A 19,567-nucleotide genomic window follows, 5' to 3' on the forward strand; every position below is an offset into this window, starting at 1 on the left:
TCGGTCGCGCCGGCGTTCCCCGTCCGGTCAGACCCGGGTGAGTTGGAATTGCTGGTTCTGCCCCCCGTTGCACGGGTACTGCTTGAACTGCAGGTTCTCCTGCGAGCTGCTCGGCAGGTCCAGGCACTTGCCCGAGTGCCGGGCCACCAGCCTGGAGTAGCCGGACCCGGCGTCGACCAGCGACCACTGCTGGTTCTGCCCGGAGTTGCAGCTCCACTGCACCACGGCCGCGCCGTCCGCGGTGCTGCTGTCGCTGACGTCCAGGCACTTGCTGGAGTGCCGTGCGATGAGCTGGTAGTAGTTCCCGCCCGCCGACTGGAGGCGGAACTGCTGGTTGTTGCCGCTGCCGCACGGGTACTGCATCAGCGCCGCGCCGTCGGCACCGCTCGCGTTGGCGACGTCGAGGCACTTGCCGGAGTGCCGCACCGCGATCCGGTGGTACGTCAGGGCCGCGGTGGTGATCGTGCCGGTCGCCGTGTCGATGACGATCTGGCCCGCGTTCGGCAGGGTCATGGTGGTGTTGTCGGAGAACGTGATCGGGAGCCAGACGTAGCTGGAGTCGCTGACCGGTCCGCCCCACGCACCCGCCCAGCGGTCGCCCATGTACAGGTACGACGTCGTCTGGGTGCCCTGGATCGGCAGCACGTAGGCCGGTTGCGAGCGGTACGTGGTGGAGTCGCCGACGTTGCGCATGGCGCTCCAGGGGCCGGACATGCCGGTGGCGGTGGCGTACTTGGCCTGGTTCGGCGACCAGCCCGTGGCGCCCGAGGTGAGCATGAAGTAGACGCCGTTGCGCTTGAACACCGCCGGTGCCTCGCGGTGCCCGCCCGGCCACGGGTTGCCGACCAGCTGGGCGATGCCGCGGTAGTCGGCGTTGAGGCGGTAGATGTGCAGGTCGTAGTTCTCCCGCGCGGCGGAGATCATGTACGCGGTGCCGTCGTCGTCCTTGTACAGCGTGATGTCGCGCGACATGTGGTTGAGCGGGCGGAAGCTGCCCTGGTAGGTGTAGTTGCCGTCCACTGTGGACGAGTAGGCCACGGCGGCGCGCGCTTCGCCGTAGTGCTGGCCGTTCTCCCAGTGCATCCACATGACGTACTGGCCGGTGGACGCGTTGTAGATGACCTTCGGGCGCTCCACCCAGGACGTGCGCAGCTCCGCGTGGCTGTTCTGGGTGAGGACGTTGTTGCGGAACTCCCAGGTCTTGAGGTCGGTCGAACGGTAGACCGACACGGCGCGGAACAGGTTGTCCGGGTGCCGGTTCTCGCCGAACCAGTAGTAGTAGCTCCCGACCTTGATCACGCCACCGCCGTGGGCCTGGACGAGGTTGCCGCTGGTGTCGGTGAACTGCACGCCCACGTCCACGGTGACCGGCGCGGCCTGCGCCGTGCCGCCGGGGACGAGCACGGCGGCCAGGCCGACGACCGCGGCGGTCACCGCCGCACGCCACCGCCTCGGAGACAAGCGGGACATCTGGACTCCTTTGTCCGGCCCACAACGGGGAACGAACCAGCGACCGGCGTGGGCCCGATCGGCGCGCTGGCACTCCGGGTGGTGCACCCGGCCGCGGCGGTCGGCCGGCTCGAGGACCGCACGAGATGTTTGCGCAAACATCACTGCGGTCGAGCCAGTGTGGGAGCTGTGTCGTGCGGGTGTCAAGAGGAGGTCGACCGACTGACCTCGGGACGTTCCAACCGCAGCGAGCGCACTTCGGGCAGGAACAGGAGCAGCGCGCTGCCGAGCACCTGCCACCCGGCGGCGGCCACGAGCACCGTGCCGATGCCCACCGCCTCGGACACCGGGCCGGCCAGCGCGAGCCCGATCGGCCCGAGGGCGTACGCGCCGAGCAGCTCGTAGGCGGCGACCCGCGACAGCGCCCCGCGTGGCACCAGGGTCTGCTCGGTGGTGCGCCACAGCGCGTTGAACGTGCTGAGGCTGAACCCCACGGCGAACGCGGCCACCATGATCAACGGCAGCGGTGCGCGGGCGGCCAGCAGCACCAGCACGCCCACCCAGACCAACTGGACCACCGCGATCACCACCAGCGTGCGGCGGACGTGCAGGCGCAGCAGCACCACGCCGGCGAGGACGGCACCGGCGCCCTGCGCGGCGGCGATCGACCCCCACGCCCACGCGCCGCCCAGGTCGTTGCGCGCGACCACGGGCGCCAGCACCAGGTACGGCGCGATCACCATCAGGTTCCACAACGCCATCTGCAGCACGTTCGCCCACAGCCAGCGGCGGGTGCGGATCTCGGTCCAGCCCTCGCGCAGGTCGGCGAGCAGCCGGGTGCGCGGCACGCCCGTGCGCGGCGGCACCCGCACACCGGCCAGGAACACCGCGCTGAGCAGGTAGCTCACGCCGTCGATCACCAGCACGACGCCCGAACCACCCAGCGCCACCAGCACGCCCGCGACAGCCGGTCCGGCCACGTCCGGGATGGACTTCGCCAGCCCCAGCACCGAGTTCGCCCGCTGGAGCCGGTCCTCGGGCACCAACTCGGCCGGCATCGCGGCCAAGGCGGGCTGGTAGAACGCCGCCGCACCGCCCCGGACTGCCGCCAGCAGCATCATCGACCACAGCTCCGCCGTGCCGGTGAGCACCAGCGCCGCGAAGACGAACTGCGCGGCGGCGCACCCGAGGTCCGCGCCCACCATCACCAGCCGGCGCGGCACCCTGTCGGCCAGCACACCGCCCCCGACCAGGAACACCATCGTCGACACCACGCCCGACGCGAACACCAGCCCCAGGTCGCCCGCCGACGCCCCGGTGTCCAGCACCGCGAACGTCATGGCGACCGGGGCCATCGACGACCCGATCACCGACGTGGCGTAACCGAGGAAGAAGCGCCGGAAATTCCGGTCCGTCAAAAGCCCACTCGCACTCAGCACGCACCCCAACATACGCACGCGGACCGGTCAGGAATCAAGAAGCGCCGGTCCTGTGCCCGCACCTAGCGTTGCGGCCATGGCAATCATCGAATCCGTCACCCTGGACGTGCCCGACACCGCGGCCGCCGAACGCTTCTACACCGCCGCCTTCGGCCTCGACGGCCAGGTCGGCTTCCGCACCTCGGACGCGCCCTCCACCGGCTTCCGCGGCTACACGTTGTCGCTCACGGTGGCGCAACCGTCCACCGTCGACAGCTTCGTCGCCTCCGCCCTCGACGCGGGCGCCGCGGTGCTCAAGCCCGCCGCCAAGTCGTTGTGGGGCTACGGCGGCGCGGTGCAGGCGCCGGACGGTGCCATCTGGACCATCGCGACCTCGGCGAAGAAGGACACCGGGCCCGCCACCCGCGAGATCGACGGCCTCGTGCTCCTGCTGGGTGTCGAGGACATCGCCGCGAGCAAGAAGTTCTACGTCGAGCAGGGCCTGGTGGTGAGCAAGAGCTTCGCCCGCGTGTACGCCGAGTTCGACGCCGGGACGGGTCCGGTCAAGCTCGGCCTGTACCGGCGCCGCGCCCTGGCCAAGAACGCGGGCGTCCCGCCGGCGGGCGCCGGATCGCACCGGATCACCATCCGCGCCGACGCCGGCACGTTCACCGACCCGGACGGCTTCGCGTGGGAGGCCGTGCGGTCGGGACTCACCGCCAAGTGAACTCTTGATGTTAACGCACACATCACCCATACTCGCTGCGAACGTGCACTCTGGAGTCGCCCTGCCGCCTCTGTGTTAACGCTCACGAAGCGCCGACCACCGCAGATCGGAGCTCCTCGATGCCACGCCGGACCGGCCCGCTCGGGCTCGCGCTGCTCGTCATCGCCTCGACCCTCGCCCTGCCGGTGTCGTCGGCGGCGGCCGCCACGGTGCCGACCGGGGCGAGGTCGCTGGAATCGGTCAACTTCCCCGGCCGGTTCGTCCGGCACCTCGACCACCTGGGCCGGCTCGACCCCGTGACGTCCGGCAGCACGGCGCAGGCCAAGCAGGACGCCACCTTCACGGTGGTCAACGGCTTGGCCTCGCCGGCGTGCTACTCGTTCCAGGCGGCCAACGGGCAGTTCCTGCGGCACCGGGACTACCGGGTGCACCTGGAGGCGAACGCGGGCACGGCGCAGTTCCGCGCCGACGCGACGTTCTGCGCCGTCGCCGGTTCGGTCACCGGCTCGGTGTCGCTGGCCTCGTTCAACCTCCCGGACCGGCGGCTGCGGCACCGCGACTACGAGCTGTGGCTCGACCCCTACCAGGACACCGCGCAGTTCCGCGCCGACAGCTCGTTCCGGCTCACCGCGCCGTGGACGCCGAAGACCACCAAGGGGCCGGTGATCCCGGGGCTGTTCGCCGACCCGCACATCACCAACTTCAACGGCCGCTACTACCTCTACCCCACCACGGACGGGTATGCCGGGTGGGCGTCGCCGTACTACAAGGCGTTCTCCTCGACCGATCTGGTGAACTGGACCGACCACGGCGTGATCCTGGACCACGGGCCGGACGTCTCGTGGGCGGACAACTCGGCGTGGGCACCGGCCGTGGTCGCCAAGAACGGCCGCTACTACCTGTACTTCAGCGGTGGTGCGGCGTCCGGTGACACGGCCAAGCACCTGGGCGTGGCGGTGTCCGACTCGCCGACAGGGCCGTTCCGCGACGCCCTCGGCAGGCCGTTGATCCGGGCGGGCACCTACTCGGGGCAGGCCATCGACCCCATGGTGTTCACCGACGACGACGGCCGGTCGTACCTGTACTGGGGCAACGGCACCGCCTACGTCGTCCCGCTCAACGCCGACATGACCTCGTTCGACCCCGCCAAGGTCCGCGACATCACCCCCACGGGCTACCGCGAGGCGTCGTTCGTGGTCAAGCGCAACGGCACGTACTACTTCATGTGGTCGGAGAACGACACGCGGGACGAGGACTACCGGGTCGCCTACGCCACCGGCCCCTCGCCGCTCGGCCCGTGGACCAAGCGCGGTGTCGTGCTCCAGAAGCGGCTGGACCTCGGCATCAAGGGACCCGGCCACCACTCCGTGGTCAAGGCGCCCACCGGCGACACCTGGCACGTCGCCTACCACCGCTTCGCCGTGCCGGCCGGCAACGGCACCAACCGGGAGGTGACCGTCGACCGCCTGACCTTCAACGCCGACGGCACCATCGCCCCGATCGTCCCCACCCCGTGATCAAAGGAGATCACCCGTGTCACGAGTCCTGACGAGGGTCGGCGCGCTGGTCGCCGCCGTGGTCCTGATGTTCACGTCGTGGTCGGTGGCGACCGAGCGGCGGGCCGAGGCGCTCGACCCGTTCACCGGCTACCTGATGGCGCACTTCACCGGCGAGCACTCCACCGGCGAGCAGATCTACCTCGCGCACAGCCGTGACGGCCTGCGCTGGACCGACCTGAACAACGGCGCGCCCGTGCTGCTGTCCACCGTGGGTACGCGCGGTGTGCGCGACCCGGCGCTGGTCCGCTCCCCCGCGGGCGACCGGTACTGGATCATCGCCACCGACCTGCGCATCGCGAACGGCACCTCGTGGTCCGACGCGGCGAACAACGGCAGCAAGTCGCTGGTCGTCTGGGAGTCCACCGACCTGGTCACCTGGTCGGCACCGCGCCTGCTCAACGTCGCGGGCGCGATCTCAGGCGCGGGCAACGCCTGGGCGCCGGAGGCGATCTACGACCCGTCGTCCGGTGACTACGTCGTCTACTGGGCGACGAACGCGACGCTGAACGGCGTGAAGAAGCACCGGATCTACTACGTGCGCACGCGTGACTTCCGCTCGGTCACCTCGCCGGTGCTCTACATCGACCGCGGCCAGGGTCAGGGCATCATCGACACCCAGATCATCGAGTCGCCGAGCGGTGTGGGCGGCTACCGCTACTACCGGGCCTCCGCGGACGGCCACATCACCGTCGAGGGCAGCAACTCCGTCCTCGGCTCGTGGACCACCATCGGCAACCTGTCGCACATGGGCATCTCCAACGGCACCGGCGGCGGCAACGTGGTCGAGGGTCCGATGTGGATGCAGTTCAACGGCCGCACCGAGTGGGCCCTGTGGCTGGACCAGTACGCCACCGGCCGCGGCTACATGCCGATCACGTCGACCAACCTCGGCAGCACCCGCAACTTCACCACCCGCACCGACTACGCGCTGGGCAGCACCCGCAAGCGGCACGGCTCGATCCTCAACCTCACCGCCGCCGAGGAGAGCCGCGTGCTGGCCAAGTGGGGCACCTCCACCCCGGTCAACCGGATCCAGTCCTACAACTTCCAGGACCGCTACGTGCGCCACGCCGACTTCGACGTGCGCATCGACCCGAACGTCAGCCCGGCGCAGGACGCGCAGTTCCGCGTCATGCCCGGTCTCGCGGGCACCGGCACCGTGTCGTTCCAGTCGGTCAACTACCCCGGCTACTACCTGCGGCACAGCAACTACGACTTCGTCCTCGCCGCCGACGACGGTTCCGCGACGTTCCGGGCCGACGCGACGTTCCGCCAGGTCGCGGGCCTCGCCAACTCGTCGTGGTCGTCGTTCCAGTCGTACAACCACACCGACCGGTACCTCCGGCACTACGCCTACCAGCTCCGGCTCGACCCGATCACCGACGCGACGGGCCGCGCGGACGCCACGTTCCGGCTGACCGGCTGAACCGGCAGGGGGTGGGCGCTCGGGCGCGGGCGCCCACCCCCGTCAGCTCACCAGTAGCTGCGCCAGTCGGCGCGCAGCCGGCGGCTCAGGGCTTCCAGGTAGAAGTAGTCGCCCCACAGGTTCCCCTCGTCCACGCCGACGTTCTTGGGCATGTCGTAGACCCCGTGCCGCAGCAGCGAGGTGGACGTGGTGTCGTGCGCGGTGGAGTAGGTGGTGGCCAGGCTGGTCAGGATGGCGTCGGCCTCGGTGCGGTAGCGCAGGGCCACGTCCTGGTCGTCCACGTGGTCGGCGATCTCGTACAGGCCGCACACGGCGATGGCGGCGGCCGAGGAGTCGCGTTCCTGCCCGCTGCCGTCGGTGAACACCAGGTCCCAGTACGCGACCCGGTCGGCAGGCAGGCGGGTGAGGAAGTAGTCGGCGCAGCGGCGGGCCGCGTCGAGGAACGACGGTTCGCGCACGTGCCGGTAGCCCAGGGCGAAGCCGTACATGCCCCACGCCTGCCCGCGTGCCCAGCAGGAGCCGTCCTGGTGGCCCTGCTCGGTCGCGCCGCGCAGCGGTTCGCCGGTGTCGACGTCCCAGTAGAAGGTGTGGAACGTGGTGCCGTCCGGGCGGAGGATGTGCCGTCGCAGCTGCTCGGTGTGGCGGATGGCGGCGTCGCGGTACGCCCGCGCGCCGGTCGTCCCGGCCGCCCAGTACAGCAGCGGCACGTTCATCAGGCTGTCGATGATCGTGCGGCCGCGCTGGACCGGGTCGGTCAGGTCGCCCCAGGCCTGCAGGATGCCCGCCGGTTCCAGGAACCGGACCATCAGGTGGTCGGCGGCGGCCAGCGCGGCGTCACGGGCCCGCTCGTCGCCGACCAGCCGCCACGGCGTCACGCACGACAGGGTGTAGAGGAAGCCGAGGTCGTGGGTGTCCAGGTCGACGCCTCGCGTGACGCGGTCGGCGAAGCTGTCGACCTGGTGGCGCGCGGCGCGCAGCACGGCGTCGTCGCCGGTGCCCTCCCAGGCCAGCCACAGCATCCCCGGCCAGAAGCCGGTGGTCCAGCCGACGTTGGCGCCTTCCGGTTGCCCGTCGCGGGCGCTGCGCGGCCGGTAGGCACCACCGGTGGTGGTGTCGTCCGGGTACCAGGCGGTGAAGTCGGCGATGTTGCCGCGAACGGTCGCCACGGCGGCGTCCCAGGCCACGGCCAGGTGGTCGGTGGTCGGTGCGGCGCGGTCTGCTTCCGCGGACATGGTTCTCCCTCAGGACGGGTGACGGAACGGCGATCTCGGCTCAACGCGCCGCGAGCTCTGGCTCCTCGACGGCGCGGACTCCTCGCAAGGTCGCGCGGTTGCCCACCCACACGACGTACAGGGCCGGGCCGGTGAGCAGCCCGAGCGCGGGCACGGGCAGCGCTCCCACCGCCGCGGCGAACACCCACAGCACCGCGAGCGACACCACGCTGAAGTGCGCGCGGCGCAGCGCCAGGAACAGGCAGGCACGGGCGAGCCGCTGAACGGGCACATCCGGCCGTTCGACCACGGCCGTGAGCGTCACCAACGCGGTCACGACGGTGAGCAGGGCGAGCACGGCCAGCACCGGGATGGCGACCGCCCCGACCGGGCTCCCCCAGGCCGCGCGGACGTCGACGGCCAGCACGACCAGCACGCCCGACGCCACACCGGCGACCACCGCCGCCCGGCGACCGTGCGACCACCACCCCCGCGCGAACCCCCGCACGACGTCGGACGTCCCGGAGCCGAACACGGCGTGGGCGGCGGCGACGGCAGGACCCAGGAACGGCGCGGTCGGCACCAGCAGCGGCCAGGAGGAGGCGACCGGGGTGAACAGCAGCACGGCCAGGAACGGCGCGCTCGCGGCGGCGACCAGCACGCTGGTGGCCAGCAGGGCGTAGGCGGTGGCGAACACCCGCGAGTAGGTCTCGTACTTCACCGTCGTCAGCCCTTCATCCCGCTGGTGGCGATGCCCTGGACGAAGTACTTCTGGCCGAGCAGGAACACCACCGCGATGGGCAGCACGGACAGCACCGAGCCGGTCATGATCAGGGCGTGCTCGGCGTTGTACTCGCTGACGAACGACTTGAGCCCGAGCTGGATCGTCCACAGGTCGGGGTCGCGCAGGTAGATCAGCGGCCCGAGGTAGTCGTTCCAGGTGGTGACGAAGGTGAGCAGCGCCAGGCTGGCCAGGGCGGGCACGGACAGCGGCAGCATGATGCGGAAGTAGATGCCGTACTCGCTCAGGCCGTCGACCCGGGCGGCTTCGCACAGCTCGTCGGGGATGGTGGCGTAGTACTGGCGCATCAGGAACACCCCGAAGGCGCCGAACGCCTGCAACGCGATGATGGCCCACGGCGTGTTGGTCAGGCCGGCCTCGGACATCATGATGAACTGCGGGATCATGTAGGCCTGCCACGGCACCGCGATCGTGCCGATGTAGAGCAGGAAGAGCAGGTTGCGGCCGGGGAAGCGGGTCTTGGCGAACCCGTAGGCGGCGAAGCTGCCGGTGAACAGCTGGAGCACGGTGACGACCACCGACAGGAACACGGTGTTCTTCAGCCACACCAGCATGTCCGAGATGCGCCAGATCTCGGCGTAGTTGCCCCACTGCGGCGAGTCGGGGAACCAGGTCACCGGGATCGAGAAGACGCCGCTGTTGGTCTTCAACGACGACGAGACCATCCAGAAGAACGGCAGCAGCAACCCGACCGCCGCCACCACGAGCACGGCGTAGCCCAGCACCTTGCCGAGGGACAGGCCGCGGCGGCGCTCGGGCGAGTCGGTGGGCCTGGGTTCGACCGGGCCGGGGGTGACGAGGTCGGTCAGCGTGTGCGGCGCGGCCATCAGGCGTTCCTCCTGCGGTTGACGGCGAACTGCACGACCGTGACCACCATGCAGAGCGCGAACAGCACGACGGAGATGGCGGAGGCGTAGCCGAACCGGTTCTCCACCAGGCCCTTCTGGTAGATGTACTGGGACAGCACCAGGGTGGACTGGCCGGGGCCGCCGTTGGTCATCACCAGGATCAGGTCGAAGACCTTGAAGCTGCCGATGGTGAGCATGACCGTGACGAAGAACGTGGTGGGGCGCAGGCACGGCAGGGTGACGTTGCGGAAGCGCTGCCAGGCGCTCGCGCCGTCGATGCGGGCGGCCTCGTGCAGCTCCGGTGGCACGGTCTGCAACCCGGCCAGGAACAGCAGCATGTAGTAGCCCATCTCGCGCCAGACGCCGACGATGATGACGGCGGGCATGGCCCAGTCCGACGAGGCGGTCCAGCCGGGCGGGTCGTCCACCCCGAACAGGCCCAGGACCTGGTTGACCGGTCCGGCGTCGCGGCTGAACAGCAGGTTCCACGCGATGGCGATCGCCACGATCGAGGTGATGTAGGGGAAGAACGCGGCGGTGCGGAAGAACGCCACGCCGCGCAGCTTCCGGTTGAGCAGCAGGGCCAGGCCGAGCGACACGGCGAGCGTGAGCGGGATGTGGAACGCCGAGTAGTACAGGGTGTTGAGCAGCGCGGTGTGGAAGCTCGCGTCCTTGAGCAGGCGGGTGAAGTTGTCCAGCCCGATCCACTTGGCGGTGCCGAAGACGTTCCAGTTGGTGAAGGAGATGTAGAACAGCGCGACGACCGGGCCCAGGGTGAGCAGGCCGAAGCCGAGGAAGTTCGGCAGGACGAACGACACGCCCTGCAGTGACCGGAGTGCTCGGTGCCCCCGCTTCGTGCGACCCGCCCCGGTGCGTGGCGGACCGCCGGCCGTCGTGGTGCTCATCGGCTCTGTGTGCTCCTGCGTTGGTGGATGGCGCGGGCCCGGCGGCCGGGCCCGCGCCGGGTCGTCACTTGGATTCCAGGACCTCGCTGCGCGCCCGTTCGCCCGCTTGGCGCAGGGCGTCGTCCACCGGCGTGCTCTCCGACATGATCGCCGAGTGGGTCTCCTGCAGGATGTTCTGCAACGCGGCGGTCTGCGGCGAGACGGGGTTCTCCGCGCGGGTGTCGTGCGTGGTGAAGGCGAACTTCGACAGCTCGTCACCCGGCACGCCCTCGACCCCGAAGTACGCCTTGACCACGGGTTCGGTGAGCGTCGCGGGCGTGATGCCGATGGACGCCAGCGCGGTGGCGGCGCCCTCGCCGGCGGCGAAGGTCAGGAACTTCTTGGCGGCGGCGACCTTGCCCTCGTCGATGGCCGCGTTGATGCCGATGCCGGTGGGGTCGCCGAACGTGACCGGCTTGTCCTTGGCGCCCGCGTCGGTCTGCGGCGCCGGGGCGAAGCCCCACTGGAACGCCTGCGCGTCGCCCTTCTTCTGCTGCGCGATGAGGGTGGCGACGTACCAGCTGCCCATGAGCATCATGGCCGCTTGCTGGGTGCCGAACTGGGCCTGGTACTGGAGGGTGTTCGTGGTGGCCGTGCCGTAGTCGACCTGCGCACCGGCCTTCTGCTGCTCCAGCGCGCGCTTGTAGTAGGGCGCGAGGTAGCCGTAGTCGCCGCTGCCGAGGTCGGCGCCCGAGGTCTGGGCCAGCGCCAGGCCCTGCACGGTGGACTGCCAGGTGTGCTGGTAGGCGGCCTTGGCCGGGGAACCGGCGGCCTTCAGGGCCGCCGTCAGGTCGGCCGAAGCCTTCTCGTACTCCGCCCAGGTCCACGTCTCGCTGGGCGGCGTCACGCCCGCCGCGGTGAAGAGGTCCTTGTTGTAGTAGAGGTACCAGGAGTCCTGGCGGTACGGCACGGCGTAGGTCACACCGTCCACTTTGTAGTTGCCGAGGCCGTTGACGTCGTTCCCGAGCCCGCCGGCGACGTCGGAGACGTCCAGCAGCTGCTCGCCGCTCTGGTAGGTGATGAAGTTCTTGAGGTTCTTCAGCACGTACAGGTCGGGCGCGCTGCCGGCGGCCAGGTCCGCGGTCAGCTGGGTGTCGTAGTTGGCGGCGTCGTACTCCTTGAACTCGACCTTCACCTCCGGGTTTTGCGCCTGGAACGCCTCGGCGAGCTTCTGGAACTCGGGCGTGGTCTTCAGGCTCCAGGCGCTCATCGTCAGGGTGACCGGGCCGCCGCTGTCGGCGGGTTCGTCGGCGCCGCAGGCGGTGGCGGTGAGCGTGAGGGCGGTGACGGCGGCCGCGATGGCGGTCCACCGGGGATGGCGGTGTCGCATGGTCCTTCACTTCCTGGTCGAGCCACGGGGAGGACGGGGGGTGCGGGCGGGCCCGCCGGTCAGGACAGCGCGACGCGGGTCCGCGCGCCGTCGGGCCACCGGGTGGTGACCCAGGTCGTCGGCCCGTCGAGGTCGAGCCGGACCTCGGGCTCGGCGGACCGGGCCGCGGTGTCACGGGCCAGTTCCAGCAGGGCGGCGGACCACTCGCCGGGTACGACGGACAACTGCGCCCACGGGACCGCGGCGACCGGTCCCAGCGGGCCGGCGTCCTCGTGCCGGGACACACCCGAGCCGGTGGTCTGTCCCAAGAGGACGGTGAGCTTCGACCGCGTGCCGTCGTCTGCTTGGACGCACGGTCCTTCGGTGGGGACGACGTCGGCGCCCGCGACGGCCCACCCGCACAGCCTCAGAGCCGTGGGCGGGTGGTCCTCGGTGACGGCGTCCACCCGGACCAGGCGGACCTCCCACGGACCGCGCACCAGCGAGTGCACCGCGACGGTCCCGGCGTCGTGGTGGCGGCCCGTCCAGCCCGAGCCGTGGTGCTGTTGCGCCTCGTCGGGCTCCAGCCACCGCACGGGACCGGACGAGAACCCGAGGCCCACGGTGACGCCGTCGACGTCGACCACTTCGGTGACGCCGACGTCCATGCCTGACCGGTGGGACGTCCGACCTTCGGCGTCGACCAGCACGACGGCTTGGTCGTGCGGGTTCGCCCAGCTGTCGTGGTCCAGCAAGGGGCTGGTGGCGGTTGAGTAGCCGTAGCGCGCGTAGAGCGGGGAGTCGCCCTTGGTGTCACCGGTGACCGCGTGGTCGGTGCCGTGGTTGACGACCCGCACCACGCCGTCCGCGGCCGTGCCGCCGACCAACCAGCCCGGCGCCCTGACCGCGCGCACGTAGTCGCCTCGCTCGACCGGCAGCGGCAGCTCGTCCGCCGTCCACACGGGGTGGTCCGCGGGCAGGGTCAGCCCGAGCATGCCCTTCACCGCCCAGTACGGCGAGCCGGGGCCCGAGTACGCCTGCTTGATCGCGGGCCACCGGCCGTGCCACCCGAGCGACAGCAGACCCCGCTCGTCCAACGCACCGCGGTCCACGAAGTGGCGCACCACGCCGGTCGCGGCACGGCGCAGGACCCCGGGCGGCGTGGACGGGACCTCGGCCAGGACACCGGCCCAGAACGGCGCCGCGGCGGCGAACCGGTAGGTCAGGCTGCGGCCCTGCACCAGCGGTGAGCCGTCCGCGCCGACCAGGTGCACGGCGTCGAGCAGGTAGCGGTCCAGCAACGCCGTGTCCCGTTCGCGGCGGGCCTCCGCGAAGCCCGCCGCGCCCGGCATCCGCGACCACAGCAGCGGGTAGACGTGCAGCGCCCAGCCGACGTAGTGGTCGAACGCCCGCTCGTGGCCGTCCGCCATCCAGCCGTCCTCGCGCAGGAAGCCGTCGTGGGTGGCGAGGTCCTCGGCCACGTCGTCTGCCGACCAGGGACCGCCGACCGACCGCAGGAACGCCTGCACGACCAGCCGGAACCACACCCAGTTGATGCGCGGGTAGGTCGGGTCGCCCACCGCGGGCGCGAGGTAGGCGACGACCCGGTCCTGGACGGCCGGGTCGAGCCGGTCCCACAGCCACGGGCGGGTCAGGTCGAGGGCCAGCGCCAGCGAGGCGGCTTCGACCTTGGCCTGCGGGTGCTCGTCCAAACGCACCCAGCGCTCCGGCGAGGTCGGGTCGGTGCCCGCCGCGATGCCCTCGGCGTAGAACTGGGCCACGTTGTCCGGGTCGGCTCCGCGTTCACCGGCGATGCGGAAGCCCGCGAGCAGGAACGTGCGGGCGAAGCCCTCCAGGCCGTCCACCTCGGTGCCGTACCCGCCGACCGGGCCCGGCAGCGTGATCCGCGCGTGCCTCGGCGAGGCGAACGGGCGCACCGACCGCAGCATGGCGTCGGCCGTGCCCGCCCAGTCGGCGCGGGACCACCCGGTCCGTGTGGCTGCCCTCATCTGACCCGTCCTTCACCGTCGAAGGCGTTCGAACAAACAGTGCCCAGTTGCTTTCGTTTTTGTTCGCTTTGACTGTTAAGTAGTAAATACGTGCAGGAGTGATCGTGTCAAGACTCACAGCACGCTCACCGCTCCCCGAGCGGCCCGGCCTGTCGCCGTGAGGTGCCACGGCACGCCGCCCACATAATTGGGGTCACGATCAACGATGGGAGGACGTGCGGTGACGAGAGCGCGCATGGGGCAGGTCACGTCGTGAACTCAGAGTCGCGCACGCTGGCCGCCAAGAGGCGCGCGTCGATCCTCGAAGCGCTGCACCGCGACGGCGTGGTCCGGATCTCCGACCTCAGCGAGCAGATGGGCGTCACCGCCGTGACGCTGCGCCGCGACATCGCCCACCTCGACGGTGAGGGCCTGCTGCGCCGAGTGCACGGAGGGGCCACGCTCCCCACCGCCGACCTCCTGTCGCCCGGCGTGCCGCCGTTCGAGGTCGTGCCGGAGCACTTGGGCGCCGCGGGCATGCTGGTCCCCTCCCTGGACTACTACTGGCCCGAGGTGGTCCGCGGCGCCGAGGAAGAGGCGTCCGGACAGGGCTTACGGATCCGGCTGCGCGGGTCGTCGTACGAGAGCGCCGACGACCGGCCCCAGCTGGAGCGGCTGCTGGACAACGACGACGTGTGCGGGCTGATCGCCGCGCCGAGCCTGACCGCGCCGTCCGCGGCGGCCACGATCGAGTGGCTGAGCACCATCGACACCCCGGTCGTGCTGGTCGAGCGCGTCGCGACGGTCGGCCCGCGCCAGGCCGTGATGGAGTCGGTGGTGTCCGACCACGCCCTGGGTGCGGCGATGGCCGTGCACCACCTCGTGTCGTTGGGCCACCGCAAGGTCGGGGTGGTGACCAGCGAGAACAGCCCGACGTCGCCGCACGTGCACCGCGGCTGGCTGGACGCGTGCGCCGAGACGGGCCTCGACCCGCGGTCCACCGTGGACACCGCCGTCCCGGCACCTGGTGCGCCCGGCTGGGACACCGCGCTGGACGAGGTGCTGGACGGGTTGGCGTCCACCGGCACCACGGCGGTGCTCGTGCACGCCGACACCGAGGCGATGGCCCTGGTCCAGCGTGCCGAGCAGCGTGGCGTCAAGGTGCCCTCCGGGCTGTCCGTCGTGGCCTACGACGACGAGGTGGCGGCGCTGTTCACCCCGGCGCTCACCGCCGTGCGCCCGGCCCGGCGTTCGATCGGGAGGGCGGCGGTGTCGTTGCTGGCCGCCCGGCTGCACGACCCGGACCGGCCGGCGCACCGGGTGGTGATCACCCCGTCCCTGCGCGTGCGCCACTCGTCGGTGCCGCCGCCCTGACCGGGGTCACCGGGCCAGCCAGCCGCCGTCGACGGGCAGCACGACGCCGTGGACGTAGTCGGCCGCGCGGGAGCACAGGAACAGCACCGCGCCCGCGATGTCCTCCGGTTCGGCCCAGCGGCCCGCCGGGATGCGGTCCAGGATGGACCGGTTGCGGTCCGGGTCGGCGCGCAGGGCGTCGGTGTTGTCCGTGCTGACGTAGCCGGGTGCGACGGCGTTGACGTTGACGCCGCGCGGCGCCCACTCGTTGGCCAGTGCCTTGGTCAGGCCCGCTACGGCGGACTTCGAGGCGGTGTAGCCGGGCACGGTGATGCCGCCCTGGAAGCTCAGCATCGACGCGATGTTGACGATTCGGCCCGAGCCGCGGGCCAGCATCGCGCGGCCGACGTCGCGCGACAGCGTCCAGGTGGCGCGCAGGTTGACGTTCAGCACGTGGTCGAAGTCGGCGTCGCTGTGCTCGGCGGCGGGCGCGCGGCGGATCGTGCCGCCGTTGTTGACCAGGATGTCCACTTGGCGGTCGGCGAGCAGCGCGCCCAACTCCGTCACCTGGTCGGCGTCGGCGAGGTCGGTGCGGACCGGGGTGAACGCCCGTCCCTCGGCCTCGACGGCGGCCCGCGCCGGGCTGTCGCCCTCGGGCATCGAGCCGCTGATGCCCACGACGTCGGCGCCCGCGGCGGCCAGCAGCCGTGCCACGGCGAGCCCGATGCCGCGACTGGCGCCCGTGACGGCGGCGGTCCGGCCGGACAGGTCGAACAGGCGGGTGACCTCGGGCGTCATCGCAGCGCCGCCGCGGGGTGCGGGTCCATGTCGTCGAACGCCTGGTTCTCCCCCGCCATCGCCCACACGAAGCTGTACGCGGCGGTGCCGACGCCGCTGTGCACGGACCAGGGTGGCGAGATCACCGCCTGGCGGTCGGCGACGACCAGGTGCCGGGTCTCGGTGGGCTCGCCCATCAGGTGCACCACGCGGGCGTCCTCGGGCAGGCCGAAGTAGAGGTAGACCTCCATGCGGCGCTCGTGGGTGTGCGCGGGCATGGTGTTCCACATGCTGCCGGGGTGCAGCGTGGTCACGCCCATCACGACCTGGCAGCTGCGGACGCCGTTCTCGTGGATGTACTGGGTCAGCGTGCGGCGGTTCGAGGTCAGGGGGTCGCCCAGCTCGCGCACCGTGCCCGCGTCCGGTTCCACCAGCACGGTCGGGTAGGTGGTGTGGGCGGGGGCGGAGAACAGGTAGAAGGCCGCGGGGGTTCCGCTGTCGTCGGAGGCGAAGGTGACGTCTTCGGCGCCCCGTCCGATGTAGAGGCAGGCGGTCGGGGCGAGCCGGTGCTCGGTGCCGTCGACCGTCACCGTGCCCGGTCCTCCGACGTTGACGATGCCCGCTTCGCGGCGGTCGAAGAACCGCTCGGCCTTCAGCTCCGGGAACGCCGGCAGGGTCACCGGGCCGGTGCGCGGGAGGGCGCCCACCAGCACGACCCGGTCGTGGTGGCTGTAGACCGCGCGCACCTCGTCGTCGGCGAACAGGTCTTCGACCAGGTAGTTCCGCCGCAGGTCGTCCGTGGTCATGGACGGCACCTGCGGTGGCGCGGTCGCGTAGCGCTGCTCCACGTTGCGTCGCCTTCCTTCGTTTCATCACTCGAAGAGTCAGAAACAGTCAATCTCAGACACAAAGCGAGGGCAAGACGGTACAGTTTGCGTGTTACGATCAGTTTCGATCAGCAGGGCGAGGCGAGCAGGCGGTCATGGACAAACCGGAGGCCAAGGGCACGATGCTGCCCGCCGCTCGACGGCAGTGGCTGCTGGAGCACTTGGCGGGCCGGGGCGTCGTGCGGATCACCGACATCGCCCGGATCATGGGCGTCACCCCGGTCACCGTGCGGCGGGACGTGAACGACCTGGCCGCCGAGGGTCTGGTGGAACGCGTGCACGGAGGTGTCCGGCTCGTCGCCGAGGCGCCCGACCCGTCCGCCGGCACCGACTCCGCGCCCGCGATCGGGATGGTCGTGCCGTCGCTGGACTACTACTGGCCCGAGGTGATCCGGGGTGCGCAGGACAGTGCGCACGAGAGGTGCGCCCGGCTCGTGCTGCGCGGGGCGTCGTACCAGGTGGACGACGTGCGGCACCAGGTGGAGTGGATGATCGGCAGTGGTGCGGTCGACGCGCTGCTCGTCGCGCCGCCGACCCGGGGTGCCGGGGCGGAGGAGCTGATCGCGTGGCTGACCGCCCTGCCGGTGCCGGTGGTGCTGGTCGAACGTTCCGCCGTGTCCGGTCCTTACCGCCAGCACGTCGAATCGGTGCGCACCGACCACGCCGCGGGCGCGGAACTCGCCGTCCGCCACCTGCACGCCCAGGGTCATCGCGGAATCGGACTGGCGGTCAGCGCGACGAGCCCGACGTCCGGCCAGGTACGCGAGGGTTGGCACCACGCCATGACCGACCTGGGCCTCCGCCCCGCTCCCGAGGCCCAGGTCGCGGCCTACTACGAACCCGACTGGGCCGTCGACGTCGACCGCGTGCTGGACCTGTGCGCCGTCCACCACGCCACTGCACTGGTGGTGCACTCCGACCGGGAGGCCGTGTCTCTGGTGCAACGCGCCGAGGAACGCGGCATCCACGTGCCCGCCGACCTCTCCGTCGTGGCCTACGACGACGAGGTCGCCAGATTCGCCCACCCACCACTGACCGCCATGAGGCCACCCAAGTACGCCGTCGGCAGCACCGCCGTCCAACTGGCCCTTGACCGCCTGACCGACCCTCCCGACCGCCCTGTCCGCCGAGTCGTGCTGAGCTCGGAACTACGCGAACGCGCCTCAACGAGCGCCCACACACCAACCGCACTACTTTGACCTCGCCAATCACCAACCCCTCGACCACCTCCGTCACACCTTCGGGTGATCAACGACCAAAAATGTACGGAAACACTGTTCCCAATCCTCGGTTAAAACCATGAGGAGCCCTCGCCAACCACACCCCCACCCGACCACCCACGAGACCCACGCCACACCGGCCCCACACAGCGGCCCACCCGGCGGCCCCGCCCATCCGATGGACCCGCCAGACCGACCCCGACGCCCGCAGCCGGCCCGTCCGGCGGACCCGGCAGTCCGGCAGCCGCCTGGTCAGTGCAGCACCCACGCGCGCGGCCCGACCCAGCGGCGGCCAACCTGACCGAAAACCCGCGCCGGCCCGCATCAACGGCGGCCCGCTCGACCTGCACCCGCGCTGCCCACGGGATGACGGCCCGCTCGACCTGCACCCGCGCTGCCCACGGCGACGACGGCCTGCCTGATCCGCGCCCGCGCTGACCCCGCACGCGACGGCGGCCCGGTCTACACCCGCGCTGGACGCGAGCAGCGGTGGACCTGCCGGCCCGGCATCCGCAGCGACCCAGCAGCGCTGGACCTGCCGGATTCCAGCCACGCTGACTCACGCAACGGCCTGGGTGCCGGGCAGCGCCGCACTCACACCGTCCGGCGGCGTGCACGCGGCAAGATCGACGGGACTGCCGCCGCACGGACCGGGGTGACTGGCCGTCCGGGAGTCACCGCACGCCCGCCGCGCTGACCCGCGCGGCGGCCCAGGTGGCTGGGTCGGCGGCGAGCAAGCGGGTCACGTCGGCAGGTGGGAGGGGCACGGCCACGTCGGACAGGGTGCACAAGGCGCCGGCGGCGGCCAGGTGGCCGGAGCGCAGGCAGCGGGCCGGGGGTTCGGCGGAGCGGTGGGCGGCGAGGAAGCCGGCGGCGAAGGCGTCGCCCGCGCCGACCGGTTCCACGACGTCCACGGCGAGCGCGGGTTCGAACACCGGTGGGGCGTCCGCGATCAGCACGGACGCGCCGGTCGCGCCCTGCTTCACGACCAGCGTGCGGGGCTCGGGCAGCAGTTCGCGCACGGCGGCCGGAGTGGACGTGCCCCACAGTGCGGCGGCCTCGTCGTCGCCGACCAGGACGATGTCCGCCTTGGCCGCCAGCGAGCGCAAGACCTCCGGGCCGGTCGAGCACCACAAAGCCGGGCGCCAGTTGACGTCGAACGACGTCGTGACGCCCGGGTGGTCCAGCAGGGCGTGCACGAGCGCGAGGCACGACGGCGAAAGCGCGGCGGTGATGCCGGTGACGTGCACGTACGACACGGCGTCCAGGTCGAGTCGGTCGAGCACGTCCGGGCCGAGTGCGGACGCGGCCGAGCCCGCGCGGTAGTACCGCATGGCGCTGCCCGACTTGCCCGCCTCCTTGACGTAGAGGCCGGTGGGGCGGGTCGGGTCGACCAGGACGTGTGACACGTCGACCCCGGCCTCCGCCACGGACGCTACGACGGCTCGTCCGAACGGGTCGTCGCCCACCGCGCTCACCCAACCAACGGGCACGCCGAGCGCGGCCAACGCGCAGGCCACGTTCGACTCCGCGCCGCCAGTGCCGCGCACCCACGTCCGCACCTCCTCGGGAGGCCCGGCTTCCGCCGGGGTGAACACGGCCATGGTCTCGCCCACGCACAGCACCGCGACCACTTCGACTCCTTCGGC

At 71.4% G+C, this 19,567-nt stretch carries 16 protein-coding genes; 5 read left to right on the plus strand and 11 right to left on the minus strand.

Annotation, left to right across the window (positions count from 1 at the left end):
- Positions 1–27: 27 nt before the first annotated feature.
- On the minus strand, positions 28–1,470 hold the full coding sequence (locus tag B0I31_RS12825; protein WP_106615588.1) for an RICIN domain-containing protein: 1,443 nt from the start codon (positions 1,468–1,470) through the stop codon (positions 28–30).
- A gap of 182 nt (positions 1,471–1,652) precedes the next feature.
- Complete coding sequence (locus tag B0I31_RS12830) at positions 1,653–2,888, minus strand: MFS transporter (RefSeq protein WP_181320136.1); 1,236 nt, start codon at positions 2,886–2,888, stop codon at positions 1,653–1,655.
- Between the two features lie 76 nt (positions 2,889–2,964).
- On the opposite strand from B0I31_RS12830, the gene B0I31_RS12835 reads away from it, so the two are divergent.
- The 3 genes from B0I31_RS12835 (at position 2,965) to B0I31_RS12845 (ending at position 6,579) form a co-directional block, all read left to right on the plus strand.
- The gene (locus B0I31_RS12835) at positions 2,965–3,594 is read left to right on the plus strand and encodes a VOC family protein (RefSeq protein ID WP_106615590.1); all 630 of its coding nucleotides are present in this window, start codon (positions 2,965–2,967) and stop codon (positions 3,592–3,594) included.
- Positions 3,595–3,713: 119 nt separating this feature from the next.
- On the plus strand, positions 3,714–5,111 hold the full coding sequence (locus tag B0I31_RS12840) for a family 43 glycosylhydrolase (RefSeq protein WP_106615591.1): 1,398 nt from the start codon (positions 3,714–3,716) through the stop codon (positions 5,109–5,111).
- Positions 5,112–5,127: 16 nt separating this feature from the next.
- Positions 5,128–6,579, plus strand: coding sequence for a glycoside hydrolase family 43 protein (locus B0I31_RS12845; RefSeq protein WP_106615592.1), 1,452 nt, complete (start codon positions 5,128–5,130; stop codon positions 6,577–6,579).
- Between the two features lie 47 nt (positions 6,580–6,626).
- Here the strand turns inward: B0I31_RS12845 and B0I31_RS12850 are convergent, their stop codons facing one another.
- The 6 genes from B0I31_RS12850 to B0I31_RS12875 all read right to left on the minus strand — a co-directional run bounded on the left by B0I31_RS12850 (position 6,627) and on the right by B0I31_RS12875 (position 13,702).
- On the minus strand, positions 6,627–7,811 hold the full coding sequence (locus B0I31_RS12850) for a glycoside hydrolase family 88 protein (RefSeq protein ID WP_106615593.1): 1,185 nt from the start codon (positions 7,809–7,811) through the stop codon (positions 6,627–6,629).
- Positions 7,812–7,851: 40 nt separating this feature from the next.
- Positions 7,852–8,511, minus strand: coding sequence for a hypothetical protein (locus B0I31_RS12855; RefSeq protein ID WP_106615594.1), 660 nt, complete (start codon positions 8,509–8,511; stop codon positions 7,852–7,854).
- A gap of 5 nt (positions 8,512–8,516) precedes the next feature.
- Positions 8,517–9,419, minus strand: a complete 903-nt coding sequence (locus B0I31_RS12860; RefSeq protein WP_106615595.1) for a carbohydrate ABC transporter permease — start codon at positions 9,417–9,419, stop codon at positions 8,517–8,519.
- A complete protein-coding gene (locus B0I31_RS12865; protein ID WP_245949848.1) occupies positions 9,419–10,258 on the minus strand; it encodes a carbohydrate ABC transporter permease in 840 nt (279 codons plus the stop codon). The genes B0I31_RS12860 and B0I31_RS12865 overlap by 1 nt, the downstream gene beginning before the upstream one ends.
- Before the next feature lie 151 nt (positions 10,259–10,409).
- Positions 10,410–11,714, minus strand: coding sequence for an ABC transporter substrate-binding protein (locus tag B0I31_RS12870; RefSeq protein ID WP_106615597.1), 1,305 nt, complete (start codon positions 11,712–11,714; stop codon positions 10,410–10,412).
- A 59-nt stretch (positions 11,715–11,773) separates the two neighbouring features.
- Entirely contained in the window at positions 11,774–13,702 is a 1,929-nt protein-coding gene (locus tag B0I31_RS12875) for a DUF2264 domain-containing protein (protein ID WP_106615598.1), read from the minus strand.
- A gap of 252 nt (positions 13,703–13,954) precedes the next feature.
- On the opposite strand from B0I31_RS12875, the gene B0I31_RS12880 reads away from it, so the two are divergent.
- Positions 13,955–15,055 carry a substrate-binding domain-containing protein gene (locus tag B0I31_RS12880; protein WP_245949849.1) on the plus strand — a complete coding sequence of 367 codons (1,101 nt, stop codon included), beginning with the start codon at positions 13,955–13,957 and terminating at the stop codon, positions 15,053–15,055.
- A 6-nt stretch (positions 15,056–15,061) separates the two neighbouring features.
- Here the strand turns inward: B0I31_RS12880 and B0I31_RS12885 are convergent, their stop codons facing one another.
- Together B0I31_RS12885 and kduI are read right to left on the minus strand one after the other, a co-directional pair.
- Positions 15,062–15,832, minus strand: a complete 771-nt coding sequence (locus B0I31_RS12885; protein ID WP_106615599.1) for an SDR family oxidoreductase — start codon at positions 15,830–15,832, stop codon at positions 15,062–15,064.
- Positions 15,829–16,659: a 5-dehydro-4-deoxy-D-glucuronate isomerase gene (kduI, locus tag B0I31_RS12890; protein ID WP_106615600.1), complete on the minus strand. Its 831-nt coding sequence runs from the start codon at positions 16,657–16,659 to the stop codon at positions 15,829–15,831. The genes B0I31_RS12885 and kduI overlap by 4 nt, the downstream gene beginning before the upstream one ends.
- A 134-nt stretch (positions 16,660–16,793) precedes the next feature.
- On the opposite strand from kduI, the gene B0I31_RS12895 reads away from it, so the two are divergent.
- Positions 16,794–17,897: a LacI family DNA-binding transcriptional regulator gene (locus tag B0I31_RS12895; RefSeq protein ID WP_245949850.1), complete on the plus strand. Its 1,104-nt coding sequence runs from the start codon at positions 16,794–16,796 to the stop codon at positions 17,895–17,897.
- Positions 17,898–18,592: 695 nt separating this feature from the next.
- Here B0I31_RS12895 and B0I31_RS12900 read toward each other — a convergent pair.
- On the minus strand, positions 18,593–19,552 hold the full coding sequence (locus B0I31_RS12900; protein ID WP_425444360.1) for a sugar kinase: 960 nt from the start codon (positions 19,550–19,552) through the stop codon (positions 18,593–18,595).
- Between the last annotated feature and the right edge of the window lie 15 nt (positions 19,553–19,567).

It is taken from the genome of Saccharothrix carnea, from assembly GCF_003014735.1.
Classification (GTDB): domain Bacteria; phylum Actinomycetota; class Actinomycetes; order Mycobacteriales; family Pseudonocardiaceae; genus Actinosynnema; species Actinosynnema carneum.

Excerpts from the sequence above, each read along its gene's own strand:
- B0I31_RS12825 (WP_106615588.1), bottom strand. The coding sequence starts at position 1,470 with ATGTCCCGCTTGTCTCCGAGGCGGTGGCGTGCGGCGGTGACCGCCGCG.
- B0I31_RS12835 (WP_106615590.1), top strand. The coding sequence starts at position 2,965 with ATGGCAATCATCGAATCCGTCACCCTGGACGTGCCCGACACCGCGGCC.
- B0I31_RS12840 (WP_106615591.1), top strand. The coding sequence starts at position 3,714 with ATGCCACGCCGGACCGGCCCGCTCGGGCTCGCGCTGCTCGTCATCGCC.
- B0I31_RS12850 (WP_106615593.1), bottom strand. The coding sequence starts at position 7,811 with ATGTCCGCGGAAGCAGACCGCGCCGCACCGACCACCGACCACCTGGCC.
- B0I31_RS12860 (WP_106615595.1), bottom strand. The coding sequence starts at position 9,419 with ATGGCCGCGCCGCACACGCTGACCGACCTCGTCACCCCCGGCCCGGTC.
- B0I31_RS12870 (WP_106615597.1), bottom strand. The coding sequence starts at position 11,714 with ATGCGACACCGCCATCCCCGGTGGACCGCCATCGCGGCCGCCGTCACC.
- B0I31_RS12875 (WP_106615598.1), bottom strand. The coding sequence starts at position 13,702 with ATGAGGGCAGCCACACGGACCGGGTGGTCCCGCGCCGACTGGGCGGGC.
- B0I31_RS12885 (WP_106615599.1), bottom strand. The coding sequence starts at position 15,832 with ATGACGCCCGAGGTCACCCGCCTGTTCGACCTGTCCGGCCGGACCGCC.
- B0I31_RS12895 (WP_245949850.1), top strand. The coding sequence starts at position 16,794 with ATGGACAAACCGGAGGCCAAGGGCACGATGCTGCCCGCCGCTCGACGG.